The 19,497-nt window shown below is 45.3% G+C and carries 13 protein-coding genes; 1 reads left to right on the top strand and 12 read right to left on the bottom strand.

Annotated features, from left to right (window positions below; genetic code table 11):
* Positions 1–62: 62 nt before the first annotated feature.
* The 9 genes from tmk to OCV54_RS01655 form a co-directional block, all read right to left on the bottom strand.
* The gene (gene tmk / locus OCV54_RS01695; RefSeq protein WP_055146089.1) at positions 63–686 is read right to left on the bottom strand and encodes a dTMP kinase; all 624 of its coding nucleotides are present in this window, start codon (positions 684–686) and stop codon (positions 63–65) included.
* Between the two features lie 94 nt (positions 687–780).
* Entirely contained in the window at positions 781–2,397 is a 1,617-nt protein-coding gene (locus OCV54_RS01690) for an aminotransferase class I/II-fold pyridoxal phosphate-dependent enzyme (RefSeq protein WP_055222407.1), read from the bottom strand.
* Positions 2,398–2,556: 159 nt separating this feature from the next.
* Positions 2,557–3,585, bottom strand: coding sequence for an aldo/keto reductase (locus OCV54_RS01685; RefSeq protein WP_022217435.1), 1,029 nt, complete (start codon positions 3,583–3,585; stop codon positions 2,557–2,559).
* Positions 3,586–3,791: 206 nt separating this feature from the next.
* A complete protein-coding gene (locus tag OCV54_RS01680) occupies positions 3,792–3,947 on the bottom strand; it encodes a hypothetical protein (protein WP_156327888.1) in 156 nt (51 codons plus the stop codon).
* A gap of 63 nt (positions 3,948–4,010) precedes the next feature.
* Positions 4,011–5,057 carry a 16S rRNA (cytosine(1402)-N(4))-methyltransferase RsmH gene (rsmH, locus tag OCV54_RS01675; protein ID WP_055222406.1) on the bottom strand — a complete coding sequence of 349 codons (1,047 nt, stop codon included), beginning with the start codon at positions 5,055–5,057 and terminating at the stop codon, positions 4,011–4,013.
* Between the two features lie 157 nt (positions 5,058–5,214).
* Positions 5,215–5,985 (bottom strand): type I 3-dehydroquinate dehydratase, encoded by a 771-nt coding sequence (gene aroD, locus OCV54_RS01670; RefSeq protein ID WP_055222405.1) that lies wholly within the window; start codon positions 5,983–5,985, stop codon positions 5,215–5,217.
* Between the two features lie 47 nt (positions 5,986–6,032).
* Positions 6,033–8,570, bottom strand: coding sequence for a hypothetical protein (locus tag OCV54_RS01665; protein WP_055222404.1), 2,538 nt, complete (start codon positions 8,568–8,570; stop codon positions 6,033–6,035).
* 150 nt (positions 8,571–8,720) lie between these two features.
* Entirely contained in the window at positions 8,721–10,046 is a 1,326-nt protein-coding gene (hflX, locus tag OCV54_RS01660; RefSeq protein WP_055222403.1) for a GTPase HflX, read from the bottom strand.
* Between the two features lie 9 nt (positions 10,047–10,055).
* Positions 10,056–11,450, bottom strand: a complete 1,395-nt coding sequence (locus OCV54_RS01655) for a L,D-transpeptidase family protein (protein WP_055222402.1) — start codon at positions 11,448–11,450, stop codon at positions 10,056–10,058.
* 200 nt (positions 11,451–11,650) lie between these two features.
* Here OCV54_RS01655 and OCV54_RS01650 point away from each other — a divergent pair, with 200 nt between their 5' ends.
* Positions 11,651–12,997: an MATE family efflux transporter gene (locus OCV54_RS01650; protein WP_015534375.1), complete on the top strand. Its 1,347-nt coding sequence runs from the start codon at positions 11,651–11,653 to the stop codon at positions 12,995–12,997.
* Positions 12,998–13,092: 95 nt separating this feature from the next.
* Here the strand turns inward: OCV54_RS01650 and OCV54_RS01645 are convergent, their stop codons facing one another.
* The 3 genes from OCV54_RS01645 to OCV54_RS01635 all read right to left on the bottom strand — a co-directional run bounded on the left by OCV54_RS01645 (position 13,093) and on the right by OCV54_RS01635 (position 19,491).
* Positions 13,093–17,742, bottom strand: a complete 4,650-nt coding sequence (locus tag OCV54_RS01645) for a glycosyl hydrolase (protein WP_055222401.1) — start codon at positions 17,740–17,742, stop codon at positions 13,093–13,095.
* Between the two features lie 766 nt (positions 17,743–18,508).
* Positions 18,509–18,631 carry a hypothetical protein gene (locus tag OCV54_RS01640; RefSeq protein ID WP_262563219.1) on the bottom strand — a complete coding sequence of 41 codons (123 nt, stop codon included), beginning with the start codon at positions 18,629–18,631 and terminating at the stop codon, positions 18,509–18,511.
* A 191-nt stretch (positions 18,632–18,822) separates the two neighbouring features.
* Positions 18,823–19,491 (bottom strand): ABC transporter ATP-binding protein, encoded by a 669-nt coding sequence (locus OCV54_RS01635; protein WP_055222400.1) that lies wholly within the window; start codon positions 19,489–19,491, stop codon positions 18,823–18,825.
* Positions 19,492–19,497 lie beyond the last annotated feature (6 nt).

Here is a 19,497-nt window from a genome sequence, read left to right as displayed (position 1 = left end):
AACCCCCTTACAATTAATTGTTTCTGTATGTCTATTCTGACCTTCTCCAAAATCAAAATATATTAAAGATTAAGTTTCTTCTCTACATACCCTACTATTATACCATGAATCTCATCAATAGGTAAAGTAGCGTCTATCTTCACTATTCTCTCAGTGTGCATATCCGCAAGCATGCGGTATCCATCCACGACCTTCTGATGGAACTCCATTTTTTCATTCTCCATTCTGTCAAGTTCAGCCTGGTTCTTCTTTCTGGATATTCCCTCCTGGGCGTCAAGATCCATGAGGAATGTCATATCCGGCATGATTCCCTGAAGTGCAAATTCATTTACCTTATACACCGTGTCAACTCCGAGTCCTCTTCCGATTCCCTGATACACAGCGGATGAGTCCACAAATCTGTCTGCAATCACCGCCTGACCGGCATCCAGTGCAGGCTTGATATTCTCTTTCACAAGCTGGGCTCTCGCCGAAGCATACAGAAGCAGCTCAGTCATATATCCCATCTCTGTAAAATCCTTGTTCAATATAACCTCGCGGATCGCCTCACTTATGGGATTTCCCCCCGGATCTCTGGTTATCAGCACGTCATAGCCTTTCTTCTCCAGATATTCCTTAAGCAGCTCCCTCTGTGTGGTCTTGCCCGCTCCGTCCGGGCCCTCTATAGTTATAAATATTCCTTTCATATCCTAACCCTGCCATATGCTGTTCCTGCACATGTACACCTTTCATATTTATATTGTGATTCTTATCAAACCTTCCAGATCATAATGCTACATATCATTCTCCGCACAGCACTTTGATATAACCGTCATTGACTCCTGCCACATTAAGTCCGCTGTCTATCATGGACTTTATTCCGTTCACCGCCTGCCGGTCAACGACCTCTCCCGGCGCCAGCACAGGTATTCCCGGCGGATATGCATATACAAATGCCCCCGACACCTTTCCAGCCGCACCCTCAATCGGCACGCTCTCCACTGGTCTGTCCCACGCGGTTCCCGGCGGCATAGCTGACCTTCTGCCGGATATGATATCCAGCTCCTGCCGGTCTGTTTTATCCGGCTCATAGCCAAGGTTCCCGTCTATCTCAGCCACCGCATTAAATAGTATATCATAACTGTCTGCACTGTCCACAACAGATGATATACAAATGACATAACTCACCGATGCCATCTCAACAATCAACCCATACCTGTCCGCCAGAATTTCAGCAAGCATAACCCCTGTAAATTTCTGTCCCGACTCGTCTACAGTTCCCGATCTCACGACAAATACCAGCCTGCCCTCATCACGGTCGAACACTTTACACGCATTACAGATTTCATCATTTTTCACTGAGAAAGCATCAGGTCTGAACAGCCGTATATTTCTGAGCCCATCACATTTCCCGGCAAATGCCTCAAGCCTCCGCCCATACCTGGCAAATCCATCTCTGTTATTTGCGCCAAATGCAACTGCCTTCTCCATGCTCTGCATAAATATATATGAAGGCGAAGATGTCTGGAATATCTGCAGATATCTTCTAACCCTCTCATCAAGCTCAGGATTCATCACATGAAGAAGTGATGTCTGTGTGAGTGCCGGCATGGTCTTGTGCAGGCTCTCGATGACAATATCCGCGCCCTGCTGCATGGCGGTCTCATGTCCTTCCATGAAGTTCAGATGTGCTCCCTGTGCCTCGTCCACAATGAGATATATTCCATACCTGTGTACTATCCCGGCTATGGTCCTTATATCAGATATGACACCCTCATATGTCGGCGATGTGATTATCACCGCTCTTGGCTTTCTACCATCTGCTACCAATTCCTTAAGAGCAAGCTCCAGCTTATCCGGCGATATGTCACCCAGTATGTCTGTCCTCTCTGACATTTCACGATCATCTTCATCGCCTGGAACCATCATTTCCGATATTTCGCAGTCATCTTCTCCATCATCTGACATTCCATTCGATATTGCTCCGACTTCATTCTGACCCACACCGTCAGGCCAGCTCATACTCACATAATCCGGCACTATATACTCGGGCTCAAGCTCCAACATACAGATAGCGTTGTACACCGCCTTATGGCAGTTTCTTGCCGCAAGTATCACGTCTCCCCTGTGACAGGTGGCGTGTATAGCTGTCATAAGTCCGGATGTGGAACCGTTCACCAGCATATATGTTGCAAATGTTCCATACACATTCTTCATCTCGGCAATACTGTCCGCTATGAACAACTCCGGCTCATGCATGTCGTCAAGATCTTTAGCCTCAGTGAAATCATGTGCATACACCCCATTCCAGAAGTTGGCCGGCTCTTCTAGCGGCTGTCTCTTATGTCCCGGCATGTGCCACGGGTATGTACCCTTCTCTATATATTTTTCAAGTGCTTCATTTATATATTCCTTCACCAGTTTTTCTCCGTAACATAGATTCTGTGTGATATAATACCATACTTTTATGTATTTGTAACAGCACAGACTTCTCCCAACGTCTGCACAGATATAAAAAACAGGAGAAGCTCTATCCGGCTTCTCCTGCGAGGGGGTATAAAAAAAGTTTTGCCTATTTTATGATCTTTCAAATGCTGCAACGGCATCCTCGATCTTCTGTAATTCGTCATCGGTCATGACTGTATGTGCCTGCTTTTCAACAGCCTTGAGATTGCTGATGATCTGCTCAGGCTTTGAAGCACCGATCAGCACTGTTGTGACCTCCGGCTTGTTCAGCAGCCATGCGATGGCAAGCTCTGATAGCTTCATATCATATCCGGCTGCGATCTCATTTAACTGGTTGAGGAGAGGTCTAGTTTCAAGCACCTGATCCTCATGAAGGAATCTTCCGTCCTTCACTGCCCTGCTGTCCGCCGGCATATCCTTCAGATATCTGTCTGTCAGCATTCCCTGTGCCAGAGGCGAGAAGCATATGAGTCCCTTGCCTGATGCGTATGTCTGCTTCAGAAGCCCATTGTTCTCGACAGATCTGTCCAGTATGCTGTATCTGTTCTGATTTATCACAAATGGCACATGAAGCTCATCAAGTATGCGCTCCGCCTTTGCCATGGTAGGTCCGTCATAGTTGGAGAGTCCGACATAAAGTGCCTTTCCACTCTTCACTATCTGCGCCAATGCTCCCATGGTCTCCTCGAGTGGAGTGTTCGGATCCATTCTGTGATGATAGAATATATCCACATATGGGATGCCAAGTCTTTTAAGGCTCTGGTCAAGACTTGCTATGAGATATTTTCTGCTGCCCCAGTTGCCGTAAGGGCCTTCCCACATATCGAATCCGGCCTTAGTGCTGATTATCAGCTCATCCCTGTACGCACCCAGTTCCTCTCTGAGTATCTTTCCAAAGTTCTCCTCTGCACTTCCATACACCGGGCCATAGTTGTTTGCTATATCAAAATGTGTTATTCCGTTGTCAAATGCGGTAAAGCACATCTTCTTCATATTCTCGTAATCGTCATTTGTTCCAAAGTTGTGCCAGAGTCCAAGTGCCAGAGGCGGCATCATAAGACCGCTCTTGCCGCAATGTCTGTAAAATCCTGTTCCCTCAACATTCTTATATCTATTCTCTGCTGCCTTATAATCTCCCATATTGATACCTCTCTTAAAATTATCCTTACGATGTTTTCTTTTTATATATGCAAGTTATCACTACATTTTGAAGTATATCATACCTATTACATCAAAAAAATATGAATATTTTTTATTATATATGAAATTTTTATTATAATTTTTATAAATGTTCTGTCTAAATTATCCTGGACATTTTTACTATCCTCTATATGCCTGTTACACATTTACTGGGAGCTTATCTCCACCGAAAAAAGATCATACTGATTCTCATAGAGCATTTCCTCTGCCTGTATGCCATCACAGGCGCAGCTCACATTCATCTCACTTGCCTCAACTCCTGTGAAATAGTCAGCCACAATACATCTGAAACATATGTCCAAAAGGCGACATCCCCTGTCATCATATTAACATGATATACAGACGATGTCGCCTTTCTGTGTCCTTTATTCTGCTTTTACAGCCCATCTCATCTTCGTCGATCTTGCTCTCGGATTGCGGGCGCACTCCTCCGCTGACGGTCTGATGACATCCTTGCTGACTTCGCTGTAAACACCAGCCTTCGCTCCCGCCTTGAACGCTCTCTTTACCAGTCTGTCCTCACCTGAATGGAATGTCAGTATCGCCACTTTTCCACCAGGTCTGAGCGCATCCGGCAGCTTGTCAAGGAAATCATACAAAACCTCAAACTCACTGTTCACATCTATTCGCAGAGCCTGAAAACACCTCTGACAGGATTTCTTTACAGCCTCTTTTCTGTCCTTCTCCGGCACAAATGCCAATGCCTCCTCGATGGCATCCTTCATCTGCGTGGTGGTCTCCACATAATTCTTAGTTCGGTTTCTCTTCATGATGACCGTGGCGATCTCCTCCGCATAAGGCTCGTCCGAGTTCTCCTGGAACATCCCAACGAGTTCCTCATACGAAACCTCTCGTAGACGCTCCGCCGCCGACTCACCCTTCTCCGGATCAAGCCTCAGATCAAGTGGTCCATCAAACTTGTATGTGAATCCCCTGTCTGGATTGTCTATCTGCATGGAAGACACTCCAAGATCCGCAAGGATAAAATCAAATCCCCCGGCCTCCTCTGCCACCTGGTCGATATTCCTGAAATTTGTCTGCTTTATCGTGAGTATATCCTCACCGTAGCCGGCCTCCGCCAGTCTCTGCTTCGTCTTCACTATCTCTATAGGATCAACATCCAGTGCATACATATGACCTTTTCCTTGAAGCTTCTCAAGCATACGCCTTGTGTGACCACCATAGCCCAGTGTCGCATCAAGCCCCTGCTGTCCCGGCTGTATCTGAAGGAAATCCAGTATCTCATTTACACATATTGAAATGTGCATCCCTGCCGGGGTACTTCCCTTGCTTATGACTTTCTCTATCGTATCCGCATATTTTTCAGGATCGTGCTCCTTGTATTTCTCCTCAAACCTCTTCGGATGGGTGCCACTGTAGTGCACTCTCCTCTTGTGTATCTTTTCTTCCATATATTCTTATCTCCTTAGCCGCCGTCTGCCATACAAGGTCCCGGAACATTTATGTCATAATACCATATATCTGCGAAACAAGCCACACAACACTAAAAAAATGGAAGCCACGGCATTCATCCGTGACTTCCAGAATAATAGCATCATATAATTATTATTATTTACCAGCTATAATGTGATGTATCATGGTGAGCTGGCTCCTGAGTGCATCCACAGATATCTGTCCAGGGGCGGAAGGTATGCCCGCTGTGGCAAATGATATCGTATTGCCATACATCTCTCCTGTGGTTCTTGTCTCCACACCAACTTCACCCATGGATATAACTATGAGAGGGGTCTGATTTCCACTATCCTGCAGTTCCTTTGCAGCCTGCATCATATCTACGACCTGCGATCCCTCCTCAGGCATCATGGCTATCTTGGCTATATCTGCACCTGTGAATATGATGGACTTAAATCTGTCAACTATCTGTTCCATAGGTATAGTAGTCTTGAAATCGTGATTGGACACTATGACATACACGCCCTTGGAATGAGCCTCCGCTATGACTTCATCCACAATCTCCATGTCGGAGAAATATTCTATATCCACGATGTCTATATATCCACTGTCTATAGCGTCAATAAGAAGGTCGTGATACTGGCTGAGTGTTGCCTCCATGCAGCCACCCTCGCCCTTTGTTCGGAATGTAAATATAATAGGGAACTGCCCCAGCTTATCATGGATCTTAGCCAGAGTCTTCATAAGTGCCTCTCTGTCAAAGCACTTCTCGTACATATCCGCTCTGAATTCCACCATGTCTGGTTCCGACTTCGCTATGATCCTCAACTGATAGTCCACATCATAATCCGTCGGAGCTACCAGAGGTACACAGATCTTAGTCATTCCCTCTCCTATCGCCACATTCTTCACATTAACGACCTTCATCACTGCCTCCTGCCTTTTTCACATTTTCTCTGCACGCTGTACAGCTATTACTTTATCTCAATTGCATCCATGAATGTCTCACACAGCTTCTGCGCGTCAACCTTGTCGACCTTATCCCAGTAGCTGATAGAACATGTAACTACATCCTCGCCTGTAGGATATACCAACAGCACCTCTGTTCTGTCCATATCATATGATGTGAGCTGTATCACAAGATATGTTACCTCTGTGCCATCCTTTGCCTTCACTGTGCCATCTGTCATCTCGTTGACCTTGGAGTTCTCATCGTTGTAATACTCTGTGTAAGTATCCTTCATGTTCTTCACAAGATCACTTGCTGAATAGTGTGTATATGTAGAATAGCTTGCATATACATCGCCCTTCTCATCATTATAAGATATGGTATACTCTGAAGCATAGCTTCTCTCGTATCCCTTTGGATCATTGATCTTTACTGACTTATCGCCAAGGCTTAATGTAACCTTTGAAAGGTCTTCCTCCTCTGTGCTGTCATTTGACTTCTCTGTGGTTGCTTCCTCTGTTGTAGCTGCCTCTGTTGTCTCAGGCTCTTCCTCCTCAGTATCCTTTGAGTCGGTGCCGAACTTTCCGTCAAGTCTGCTGTCAACACTTACTGAGTCAAATATCTCGCTCCATGCTGATACGATCTTTTCCATCTTATCCATGTTGATGTACTGATCTACATCATCACTGTTGAGAACTGAGTAATCAACCACATCTCCTGCTGCAGGAGCCTCTATCTTGTTGTCCTTCTCTGCTACCTTGAGATTTCCTGAGCACTGAAGAACATCCTCGCCTGATACTGTAACTGTGAGCTTTGCATCATTTATGCTGAATGACTCGCCCTTCTTGACATCTGCAAGGACACCCTCAAATGCAGCCTGAGCAGTCTCACCCTGTACATCAACAGATATGCTTCCACTCATCTTACCGCTGTTCTTGTCATAGTCTGATGTCACATTTCCTGTGAACTCCTGGCTCTCTCCGCCGCTCATTGCTGATAATGTGTACTTCTTGTCAGTTGATATCTTATCTCCTGATGTGTCAGTCTTTGACTCACTCTTGAGCTCTATATTTACATCTGAACCGTATGTAAGTGCTATCTTTGTTACAGCATCTGATGTGACATTTCCGTCACCCATGTAATCTGCTGTGAATGAAATCTTAACGCCTGCTGCTGCAAGATCATAATCCCAGTCAACACGGATCACCTTGTCGTTTTCTACGTATACATTTGCAACGGCATCCTTTGTCATTACTGCGCTGACCAGAGATGGAATAGTGCCGATGGACTGCTTGAGCTGATCCTTTGTAACACCCATCTGATCCATCATATCATCTGACAGATTGCTGTCCATGTACTTGTTCAGACAGTCAACCAGTGCCTGTGAGAACTCATCTATAGCGTCTGTTGTGATTGTCACTGTGTAGTGGTCTGCCTTGATAGTCTTGCCATTTGCATTTGTAAACTCATCCTTGCCGACCTTCTCATATGTTATGGACTCTGCAAGCTTATCTGCAGCCGGCTTGAGATCCTCATCTATGATCTTCTGAAGAGCCTCGCTGTCAACTGAACCGCCGGCTCCCGCATCCTTGCTGTCGAGCTCTGCCATAACACTGTTCATGTCAAATGAAAATGTCTTGGTAAAGAGATCAGGACATGACATATAGAGCGTCTGACCGATCATTACAACATCCGCACTGACTGTCTCGCCTGCCAGTGTCATGGAAGAATCAAGCTTGAAGCTGTTCTGTCCGTCGCTCTTGGCTGTGCTTGCGTCAAATGTAAATGTTGAACCGTCGAGCTTACCATCTCCGGCAACCTTGTCGATGGTAAAATCTGACTGAACGTCCAGCTTGTCGACATCTATGTCATCTGCTCCGACGATACCCACAATATTATTGTTCTCAAGTTCCTTTGCTGTGTTCTCCATCGCGTCCTTAACCGCATCCTTAGGACTCTTCTTGATGAACACGAAGAATACAACAACAAATGCTGCTATGATAACAAGCGCTGCCACAACTGCTATTATGGCTATCTTGATACCCTTTCTCTTCTTTGGAGACTCAGGCTTGTGCGCCTGATCACCATACATGTTCACGGTCTGATCATATACACTCTGCTGTGCATTCATCTGCTGACCGTATTGATCTGCAAACTGCTGATTTGCATCGTACTGCTGCTGGCCATACTGTCCTGCATACTGCTGCTGGCCGTACTGTCCTGCGTACTGCTGGTTTGCTCCATACTGCTGCTGGCCGTACTGTCCTGCGTACTGCTGGTTTGCTCCATACTGCTGCTGGCCGTACTGTCCTGCATACTGCTGATTCGCTGCGTACTGCTGGTTTGCTCCGTACTGCTGCTGGCCGTACTGTCCTGCATACTGCTGATTCGCTGCGTACTGCTGGTTTGCTCCGTACTGCTGCTGACCATACTGTCCTGCATACTGCTGGTCTGCGCTATACTGCTGACCCGCATCACCCTGCTGATTCTGTGATGGCTGTGGACCATCGGCGCCGTTAGGATTCATTCCGTCCGGCATCTGATTCATGTTATTATCACTCATAATATCTCCCTTTCTGTGTGAATAACCATTATCCTTCCTCTGTAAATTTACACAAATACTTATAAAATGTAAACATTTTTTATTATCTCTTCATATTATGTAAGCAATGTGAAATGGCACGTTAACGCCTGATACGCCACATTGCCGGCACTAAAAATCAGCTTCATCGTCGAAACTGAGTCCAAGTTTTCCAAGTATTGACTTTGGAACATAAGCTTCTATAAATATGCCATCGTCCAGATATTCCTCTGTCTGGATCTCACCGTATTTGTGTATAAGTCCTGTGAGCCCTGCTTCAGAATATGCAAATGTATGCCTTATATATGACTTCTGATTTCTAAGTATTTCCTCTATCGCACTGGCAAGCTCCGGGAGTCCCTGTCCCGTGGCAGCCGAGATATACAGAGTCTTGTCCGCTCTCAGATCGCGCACACCCACCAGGTCATCCTTCGATATTCTGTCTATCTTGTTGAATACAGTTATCACAGGTTTTCCCGAATTCTCATCTATCTTGAGCTGCTTTAATGTGCTGTACACCGTCTCTATGTTCTTATCCCAGTTTTCATCCGATGCGTCCACAACATGAAGGATGACATCACAGTATTTTGCCTCCTCCAGAGTGGAGCCAAAGGCCTCGACCAGATGATGCGGCAGCTTCCTTATAAAACCGACCGTATCGGTGAGCAGTATGTTCTGTCCCCCCGGCAGCTTGTATCCTCTTGTCGTAGGATCAAGGGTCGCAAATAATTTGTCTTCCTGTAATACTCCTGCCCCCGTGAGTGCATTCAGCAGGGTCGACTTGCCCGCATTTGTGTATCCGACTATGCCCACAACCGGCACAGCGCTCCTCTGTCTCTGCTTTCTCTGCTGGCTTCTCTGGGATTCAACGTTCCTGAGCTCCGCCTTCAGTCTGGAGATCCTGTCCCTTATGACTCGTCTGTCTATCTCCAGCTTCTTCTCTCCCGGTCCTCTCGTTCCGATTCCACCGCCAAGTCTCGACAACGAATCTCTCATACCAACGAGTCTGGTGGCTCTGAACTTAAGCTGTGCAAGTTCCACCTGCAGCTTGCCCTCGTAGCTTCCAGCATGTGCTGCAAATATATCGAGAATGACCATTGTCCTGTCCATAACCTTTATGTCCAGTGCGTCCTGAAGGTTCATCAACTGTGCCGGTGACAGCTCGTCATCACAGCACACTCCTGTGGCGCCCAGCTCATATATCATCTCCCTGAGCTCCTCAACCTTTCCTCTTCCCAGATACAAGTCATTTGCAATGCGGTCCCTGTTCTGCACCAGCCGTCCCACGACCTCGGCTCCGGCTGTGTCTATGAGCTCCGTGAGCTCGTCCAGGGATGCCTGAATCTCCAAGGAGACCTCTTTCTGTGTATATCCACCTGTATCGGCGGCAAATATGATTATCTTTTCTTTTATCTTCTCTGCTTCGAGATCATAAATTGTACTTTTCCTGTCTGCCATGATCCACCTCTACTTTTCAACGATGACTGTGACTGTGTGATAGGATGATCTGTTGCCGCTGCTGTCCTGCGCACAGCACACAACTGTATAGCTGCCCGCCTTGGACTCCATTTTGTTAACAGCCACACATATAACGTCCTGTCCAAGACTTGTGAGTGCCTGTCCATCCAGAGTCTTGCCATTGCCATCTGTGGCCACTCCTGTCCTTATCAGTGTATCACCATCCTGTGCGTTCACATAAGATGCAACAAGATCTGCAAGCTCATCAGCCTGTCCATTGTAACTCTCCAGCTTTATCTCCACAGGAACCCTTGTTATAACAGGAGCTTCATCATCCTCCACTGTTATCTCGATACTCTTACATATCTTACTGCCCTGATCTGTAAAGCTGTACTTTACTGTATATTTTCCCAGCTTCATATTGTCCACGGTTCCCTCAACCTTCAACTGATCCGTTACATCCTCACGCTGTGAATTGAAGGCCCATATTCCCGCCATTGTGTCATAGTTCTCGCCCTGGTTTATGCTGTGGCTCTCCGCACCGTATATCACGGCTGTTCCTGCGGTCGGATTCTCCTCAACCATGTCTGTCGGATCCCATCCGGTCTCATCAGTGTTATCCAGTCTGGTCACCGGCACAGGTCTTCCCAGCGGGCCATAATAGTCACTGTCAAATATATCAACATATGTTCCAGACTCGCAGTTCTCATATATCCATTTGGTATCTGCAACGCACAGTCTGACGCATCCCAGTGATGCCCCGGTTCCAAGCTTGTTGAATTCCCATGTCTCAAGCGAATCCTTTGTGGTGTCCAGATAAGGCACGGAATGGAACAGGGTGTCGCCATCTATCTGTGACACATACTGGCCATAACAGTTGTCAAACAGTGCAAGCCAGTCCCACTTGAGCTGTATGTTGAACAGTCCGACAGGAGTCTCTCCCACCGGTGATACCGAACAGCGCATTGCCTTTACCGGAACAGTGTAATATCCAGCAGCGTCCAGCTTGTATATAGTAACTATATTTTCCTGTCTGTTTATCTTGATGGCGTATGGACAGCCATTGTCCGCCAGATCCTCGCCATTATAATTCTCTTCCTGCTCAGTCGCCGGAACCGCTATGTCCGTACATTCCACAGTTCCCTGAACCTTGAGTTCCGCAACCTTTTCTGTTGTTGCTGCTGAGGCATCGCCATTCGTATTATCACTGTCCGCCGATGTTCCTGTGGCAACCGAGTCCTTTTCATTATGATTATCCAGTTTGCTCTTAAGTCTATAGTTTTTCACAGCAAGGCCTATGACCAGTCCAAGCAGAATGACGCCCACTGCGTATAACACAATTCTCTCGAGCTCCGCATGTCTCTTCCTATTACGCTTATTTTTTTGTCTGTTATTCTTTTCCATATTTTCCATTTCTTTCTATAATATATGTCAAATGTTAGTATGCACAATCAAGCCATTTTTAATCGTTACACTTTAACATAACATTTTATATAACAAAATAAAACATTTTTCTTTAAAATTAAGCAAAAACCACATTGACTTTATCGCGAACTGTTGTACAATCGAATATCAGGCGCAAAAATTAAGGAGGTTTATTATATATGAAAGATCTAACAGTCGGAAAGCCAATGAAAGTCATATGGTTATTTGCTGTTCCTATGATACTGGGACAGATCGCACAGCAGTTATACAGTTTTACAGACTCAGCCATCGTGGGCAACTACGTAAGCTCACAGGCACTCGCCGCGGTTGGCGCAACCTCAGTCATTTCGAATATGATAATAGGCTTCCTCAACAGCGGAACCATGGGACTTGCCATCCCTATAGCCAAATACTATGGTGCAAAGGACTATCACAATATGAGAAGATGTATCGGTGCATCGGCCATCATGACACTGCTGGCATCCATTGTCCTGACCGTTCTGAGTCTCATATTTATAAGGCCTATCCTGGTACTTCTCAAAACACCAGACGACATACTGGATATGGCAGCAAGCTACGTTATAATCATAATCGTTGGAATCATATTCTGTTCATTATATAATCTGTGCGCCAACATACTGCGTGCAGTCGGAGACAGCAAGACGCCTCTTATATTCCTCGGTATATCAGTTGTCCTCAATATCGTTCTGGATCTTATGTTTATAAGGGCATTTGACATGGGAGTACGGGGTGCAGCCATCGCCACCGATATATCACAGGCGCTGGCGGGCATACTTGCCCTGATCTATATACTTGTGAAGGCCAAGCATCTGATTCCGGAGAAGGATGAATACTCCGTAGAGAAGAGTGACCGGTCAGACCTCATACAGTCCGCACTTGCCATGGGATTTATGAGCTGTATAGTGAACATCGGAACGGTCATACTCCAGAGAGCCATCAATGGACTCGGAACTGATATAGTAACCGCCCACACAGCGGCAAGAAAGATATTTGATATCCTCATGTTCATGTTATATATAGTAGGAAATGCCGTGACGACATATGTAAGCCAGAATATGGGCGCAGGCAGATACGACCGGGTACATCAGGGTGTGAGGGCTGCGATCATCATAAACACGATCATAACCACTGTCATGATAATATTCGGCTGGCTGCTCAGCCCGGCACTTATAAAGCTGGTTGCAGGTACATCTGCCAGTGCCATCATAGATCCGGCCGTGAGATATGTAAGGATCGGCGTGACGTGCTTCTATGTACTTGGTCCTCTGTTCGTCCTGAGATGTGCAATGCAGGGAATGGGCAGGAAGATCGTTCCGGTCATGTCATCCACTATAGAGCTGATCGGCAAGGTACTTGCGGTTATGATACTCACTCCAAGACTTGGATATCTGGGTGTTACCATCACAGAGCCTATCATCTGGTTCTGCTGTACGCTGATGCTCTCTATAATGTATCTCACAACCCCTGTAGAGAAGCTTGTTGAGAAGAGACGTGCTGCAAACTGATATTGCATACAAATATAAACCAACAAATAAAGCCCCACTGCCGGTGGTCTTCATCACCGCCGACAGTGGGGCTCTTTGTATGGCTAAAATGAGTATTACTTCTTATCCTTTTTGATAACGATATAGCCTGCACCAGCCATGATAAGTGATGCTATCATTATCGCAAACATTACGTCTACAGGTGACTTATCTCCTGTATTTACCACGTTCTGTCCATTTCCACCTGTGCTTCCATCCGTTGTTGCTGCTGTGGTAGCCTCAGTTGTCTTGTCGTCATTGCTAGGCTTCTCAGTTGTTGGAGCCTCGGTAGTCTGATCCTCTGTGGTTGGGTTCTCAGTTGTGGCATCGTTCTTGCCTGGATCCTCTGTATTTGAATCATCCTTGCCAGAATCTGCCGCATCCTTCTTAACCAGTGACTTGTCTGTTATGATAAGTCCATTCTTGTCCACTGGATTCTTCTTGAGCATATCATCTGTGAGCTTCACTGCCTGGATTCCATCAAAGTAGATAGTTGAGTCAACTGTCCACTTGCCAGTGTGATCCTCCGGCACGATCGAGTTGCACCATACAGCAAATTTGACTATATCCGATGCATCGAGTGTACCACCCTTCTTACCCTTGAATGAGCTGAATGGAATAGTAACATACTGTGCCTTTGTTCCCTTTACGAAATCTGTGAGGTATACCTCAAATTCCTCGCCGCTTCCATCTGTGATCTGGATCACAAGTTTCTGTCCCATACCGTCCGGCTGTACCCACATCTCAAGCGCATTATACTTTGAGAAATCATTGTTTGTAAGCTCTGACTTAATCCTTCCTGTCCACACCTCTGATCCATTTGTCTCAAGCTTATACTTGAACGCACCGCCGTATGTGCCACCGTTCTTATGTGTCTTGTTAAGAACAAAGCTTGAGCTGCATCCTGCGGCTGAGTTAGATGTGTATGTGGAATCCAGAAGTCCGTCGCTTCCTGAATAGTACTCGAAGTCCTCGATGACATTTGCAGGAGCCTTATCCTTGGCCTTTCCAAGGCTTATGTGTGACAGCTGTGCGAGCTGCTCGCCATCTGCCAAGAGTGTGATGGTTGCTGTATCTGTCTTTCCAAGCTTGCTGAGATTCTTCTCTGTAAGATCAGCCGTGTAAAGTGTTGGCTCTGATCCTGCAGCGGCAATCTCGGCTCCAGCCTCAGCGTTGAGTGTAAGCTTAACATCTGTATCAGGATTGTTGATAATGAACTGAACCTTTGATGCATTCTTAACACCAGCCTTGAGTGTTGTCGCCTTGAGGATGGTATCTCTGTCAAATGGATATACCATGTAACCCATCTGGCCCGTGTATGTATTTGCAGATACTCCTGCAAGGGTTCCCATGTTGTTGTAGAATCCTGTGTCTCCACCAAATATTGATGAGTCGTCGTTATAATACTTTATGAAGTCATTGATAAGCTCCTGTCCATGTGTAGCATCATACTTGTATGGTACATAGAAGTTGCTGTCTCCGAAGTTTGCCCATACAAGGTAGTATGGCATGTTGTTCTTCTTCGCAATGTCGTTGACTTCCTGATACCAGTTCTTTCCTGAAGCCTCTGTTCCAACCGGATTACCCTTTACGAGAAGTCCCTCGTTGTCTGAACCGTCCTTCTTCATGACTCTGACACCGCACTCAGCGATGGCTGGTATCTTGCCTCTCTTTGCAGCTATTGATGACACGATATTACATGTTGTATCAAGACTGTCAAAGAAAGAGTTGTCTGCTGCTGCAGGGTACGAATTGTAATCGTTGTAATAGTCAAATGCAAGGATATCTACATACTCATCGCCTGGATAGTATGACACGTAAGCTGCCTCTGATGTGACAGGTCCGTTTGGCGAGTATACCCAGAGAAGGTTGTGTACACCGCTCTGCTCCATGTAATCCTTGGTATATCTGTAGAGAGACTTGTATGTCTCAGCTGTGTTCATTGATCCCCACCAGAACCAGCTTCCTGTATTCTCGTGGAATGGTCTGATCATGATAGGTATTCCGGCAGCCTGAAGCTGTGATGCGTAGTCTGCGATCACATCGAGGTAAGCTGTAAATACCTCATTGTACTCTCCACCTGGGAGAATCTGCTTTACTATGTCATTTGACAGATCCTTGGACTCTGAGAAATCACATCCGTAGAAACTGTATGTTCCATCCGAGTTCTTCACTATCTTGGAGCTGGAGAAGTTTGGCATATGCATTGACAATGACACGATCGCACCATTTGCCGCTGCAGTCTTGCTGTATGCCACTGAGTTTGCCAGTGCCGAAGCCGCGTCTGAACCGCCTGCCTCCGAGCCTGTAACTGCCAGTGAGTCGATTCCGAACACACCGCTGACCTGTCCAGTCACATCATATACATCACCGAGTGACGCCTGTGGATTTACGCTTCTGCTCACATCATTCTGATGTCCGAACAGAACCTGATCACTATTCATGAGCGTATTCAGGTATGCCGCAAGTGCCTTTGCACTGTCTGCTGCATTCGCATCGCTCACTCTAACTGATGATGGCATCTGTGAAAGATCCGCTGGTGAACCAGCACCAGGAGTCTCTGTTATCTCGACAAAATCCTTTGTTGTATCTGCCTGTGACAGAACAAGATTATCAAGATATACATTTCCCTTAAAGCTTGTGCTGCTTCCTATGATTCCTATTGTCACATCTCTGAGTGGTTTATCTGTAGGAGTAAATCCCATAGTAACTGTAACCTTCTTTAATCCATCTCCGATATCCTCTGCATCATCGTCGATGGTTGTATCTTTATTTATTATTCCATCTGCAAAAAACTTGATCTTGCTTCCCTTGAGCTTTGCCGGGTAGATTATATCCACACTGAGCTGGTTGTACTGGCTCACATCCATAGCCTCTGTAGGAACACACTTAACCTTTGCCTCACTCCATGAGGAAGTTGAATCTGCTGAGTAGTCAACAGAAACCTTAAGTCTCTCATTTGCACTGTCATATGATATGTCAGGTGTGGCATTACCGGCCTTGTTGGCTGCATCGCCGTGCTTGTATGCATATCCGGCCTCTGTGCTCCACTTGTCATAATCCTCAGCCGATGAGAGATCTGAGATCACAGCAGGATCTCTCTGCTCAAGTCCGCCGCTGCTCTCCTTAACATCAAGTACCTTAACGTTGCTTATTGTGATCTTGCCAGCATATGCTGAGTTGGAATTGTACTGGAATACGATCTCCTGTACATTTCCCACCTCTGATACATCAAATGCAAATGATATATCGCACTTGCCATCGACAAAGTTCTCAGCCTTGATGAACGGATAGTCGCCTGACTTGGCGTAATCCCAGCTGTCGCCTGTCTTCATGGCACATGCAAGCTGGATCGCATTGTATGATCCGTCTGATGCCTCAGCGCCGTCAAGGCCTGATATATCGCCATCAAGTGAAACCGTAGCTGTGAGCTTTGCCTTTGCTCCAACTTTGACATTGTCTACTGTAGGAAGATCTGTATAGCTTTCTGTATCATTGCTGGCAAATGCCTTGTCTGTCCACTTTGCATCGCTCGCTGTGTCAAATACAAGGCTTGCATCTGCGAAGTTTCCAGCCTCTGTCTCAGTTGTAGTCGGCTTCTTGCCACTCTCTACCTTGTCAACTGCAACGCCGCCGATGAGAACCTTTCCTGTAAATGCTGAGTTTGCATTGTACTGGAATACGATCTCCTGAACATCGCCTGCTTCCACTTCGTTAAAGTTAAATTCCACGCTGCATTTGCCGTCTGTAAAGTTCTCAGCCTTAAGGAATGGATAATCGTCTGACTTCGCATACTTCCAACTATCTCCTGTCTTGATAGCGCATGCAAGCTGGATCGCATTGTATGTACCATCTGAAGCCTCTGCTCCGTCAAGGGCAGATAAATCTCCATCAATTGATACAACTGCTGTAAGCTTTACCTTCTCTCCAACTGTTGCACCTTCTATTCTTGCCATGTCAGCATATGTAGCAGAGTCATTGCTGGCATAAGTCTTATCCTTCCATGTCTTATCTGAAGTAGCATCAAATGCGAGAACTGCATCTGAACTGCTCCATACAGTATTATCTGTGATCGATGGTGCTGCCACACCTGTCACATTTCCTGTTGCTGATGATCCGCCGCCTGGCTCTTCTCCACCATCAGGCTCCTCTCCTGAATCATCACTCTGAACCTCCACATCAGATATTGCTATTGTTCCAGTATATGCAGAGTTGGAATTGTACTGGAATATTATCTCAGACACAGCTCCTGTATCCTTCACATCAAATGCAAATGATACCTGTGTCTTGCCATCTGTAAAATTTTCCGCTTTAAGGAATGGATAATCATCAGACTTGGTGTATGTCCATCCATCGCCAGTCTTGATTGCACAGGAAAGCTGGATCGCATTATACGTTCCGTCAGCAGCCTCCGCACCATCCAATCCTGAAAAATCTCCATTAAGTGTTACATTTGCCGTGAGCACAGCCTTTTTACCCACAGACACATCATCGATCCTGCCTAACTCTGGGTATGTACCTTCATCATTGCTGGCATAAATTTTATCTGTCCACTTGGCATCTGCGCCAGTGTCAAATACCAGTTTGTCTGTAGTGATGCTCCACGCCATTTCCGCAGACGGCTCTGCTGCATCAGCTGAGACTATTGCCCCTGCACTTCCCCAGAATGAGCCAACCATTGCAACTGCACATGTCACAGCAACAAGTCTTGTTCTAAATCTCACCATATTTCCTTACCCTTTCTTTTTTGTGATATTCCTCCACTTTACTCACCACGAACAGCCTAATTCGTGATTAATATTTATACATATACTTATATTAACTCATTTTTTAATTGTTGAACATGTCATTAATTACCGAATATTTAAGTTGTTTTTTATTGCTTTTGCACGCCATATTAGTCAATAATTTAAGTTATTTGCAATTAATATTAGTTTCTTGTTGCCGCACGGATTGTTATAGCTCGCAGAGCGGGCAATCAGTGGTTTAACACACGTTGTAATTAATACATAAAAAAGCCAGCTGGCATAATACCAACTGGCTTTATATTAGTTTATTCATTTTTCAAATATTGAAGTATCTAATCAAAATATCTGAATGCTTCCACACATGCCATTGATTCTTCCACTATATTATAAATATCTATGAAAAAATTCGTTGTGCCTAGAGATTAAACTTACCGGAATATAAACTATCAGGGTACGAATTGCATCTACTCATAACATGCACTGCATGAACTTGTATATGTACCAACCTCTTATAAGCACTGGTCTTGCGGTATGTGATATGACCTGATGCCCTTGAAACACCACTCATATCTTGTGTTTTGAACAATCACGATGGATCAAATCTGGTATCAAATACCTGCGTCCTGGCACTTCAATCATGCTATATACAGCATCTACATGTGGACTGATTCAAGATTTATCTTAAAGGCATCTCGTGTGGAAACAACTTCCCAGTTCTGAGTTACCATCATGATAAAAATGTTCTTCAATTGTCTCCAACGGAACCTCCTCCTTTCGTGAACTTGTACCACGGATCTCTGTTTCCTGCGCACCATGTGTAAAGCCTTGTCTGTGAGATTCTATCAATCTCTGTGAACACTTCGTACATGTTATGTGTCACGGGTGACAATCTATGGTGTGCCATCTGTATCTTTTCAAATGGCCGTTCTTTAATGTAACTTTATTATACATGATAAGGGCTAAATCGTCAACATATTTTTTGACAATTTATTAATTTTATTGTCATTGTTGTTGCGTTTTATCATCAAATTGTCTTTTATGTATATAATTGTGCGAATATTATACACATTTTATCTGTCCATCTTCTATCCTTACGATACGATCGGCCTGATCTGCTATATTTCCATCGTGAGTAACCATAATTATAGTCTGTCCATCTTCACTCTGCAGTTCTCTAAGCAGTCTCAGGACCTCTTTTCCTGATTGAGAGTCCAGATTTCCGGTAGGTTCATCACAAAGCAATACTTTTGGTTTGTGTATGAGCGCTCTGGCTATCGCAACCCTCTGCTGCTGTCCACCGGACAACTGTGACGGATAATGTGTCAGTCTCTCTGAAATTCCAAGTTTTTCAGTAAGCTTATCAAAGTACTCCTCATCTACCTTAACCTTATCTATCATCATTGGCAGGAATATATTTTCCTTTGCAGTCAGCTCTGGCACCAGATTGAAGAACTGGAATACGAAACCTATATTTTTTCTGCGGAATTTTGCAAGCTGTGCATCTGAATATCTGAGTATATCTTCATCATCATAGAATATCTCTCCTTCTGCTTTTGTGTCCAGTCCGCCCATCAGATGCAGCAATGTTGACTTTCCGCTGCCTGATGTTCCTATAATCGCTGTAAATTTTCCATACTCAAATTCCACGTTACAGTTGCGAAGTGCATGAACAGTATTTGTTCCTTCACCATACGTCTTATTTAAATCCTTTATCTGAATCATATGCATCGTCCC

The sequence above is a fragment of the Coprococcus aceti genome (genome assembly GCF_025567285.1).
GTDB classification, from domain to species: Bacteria; Bacillota; Clostridia; order Lachnospirales; family Lachnospiraceae; genus Coprococcus; species Coprococcus aceti.
This window is presented reverse-complemented; position numbering and strand designations above follow the sequence as displayed.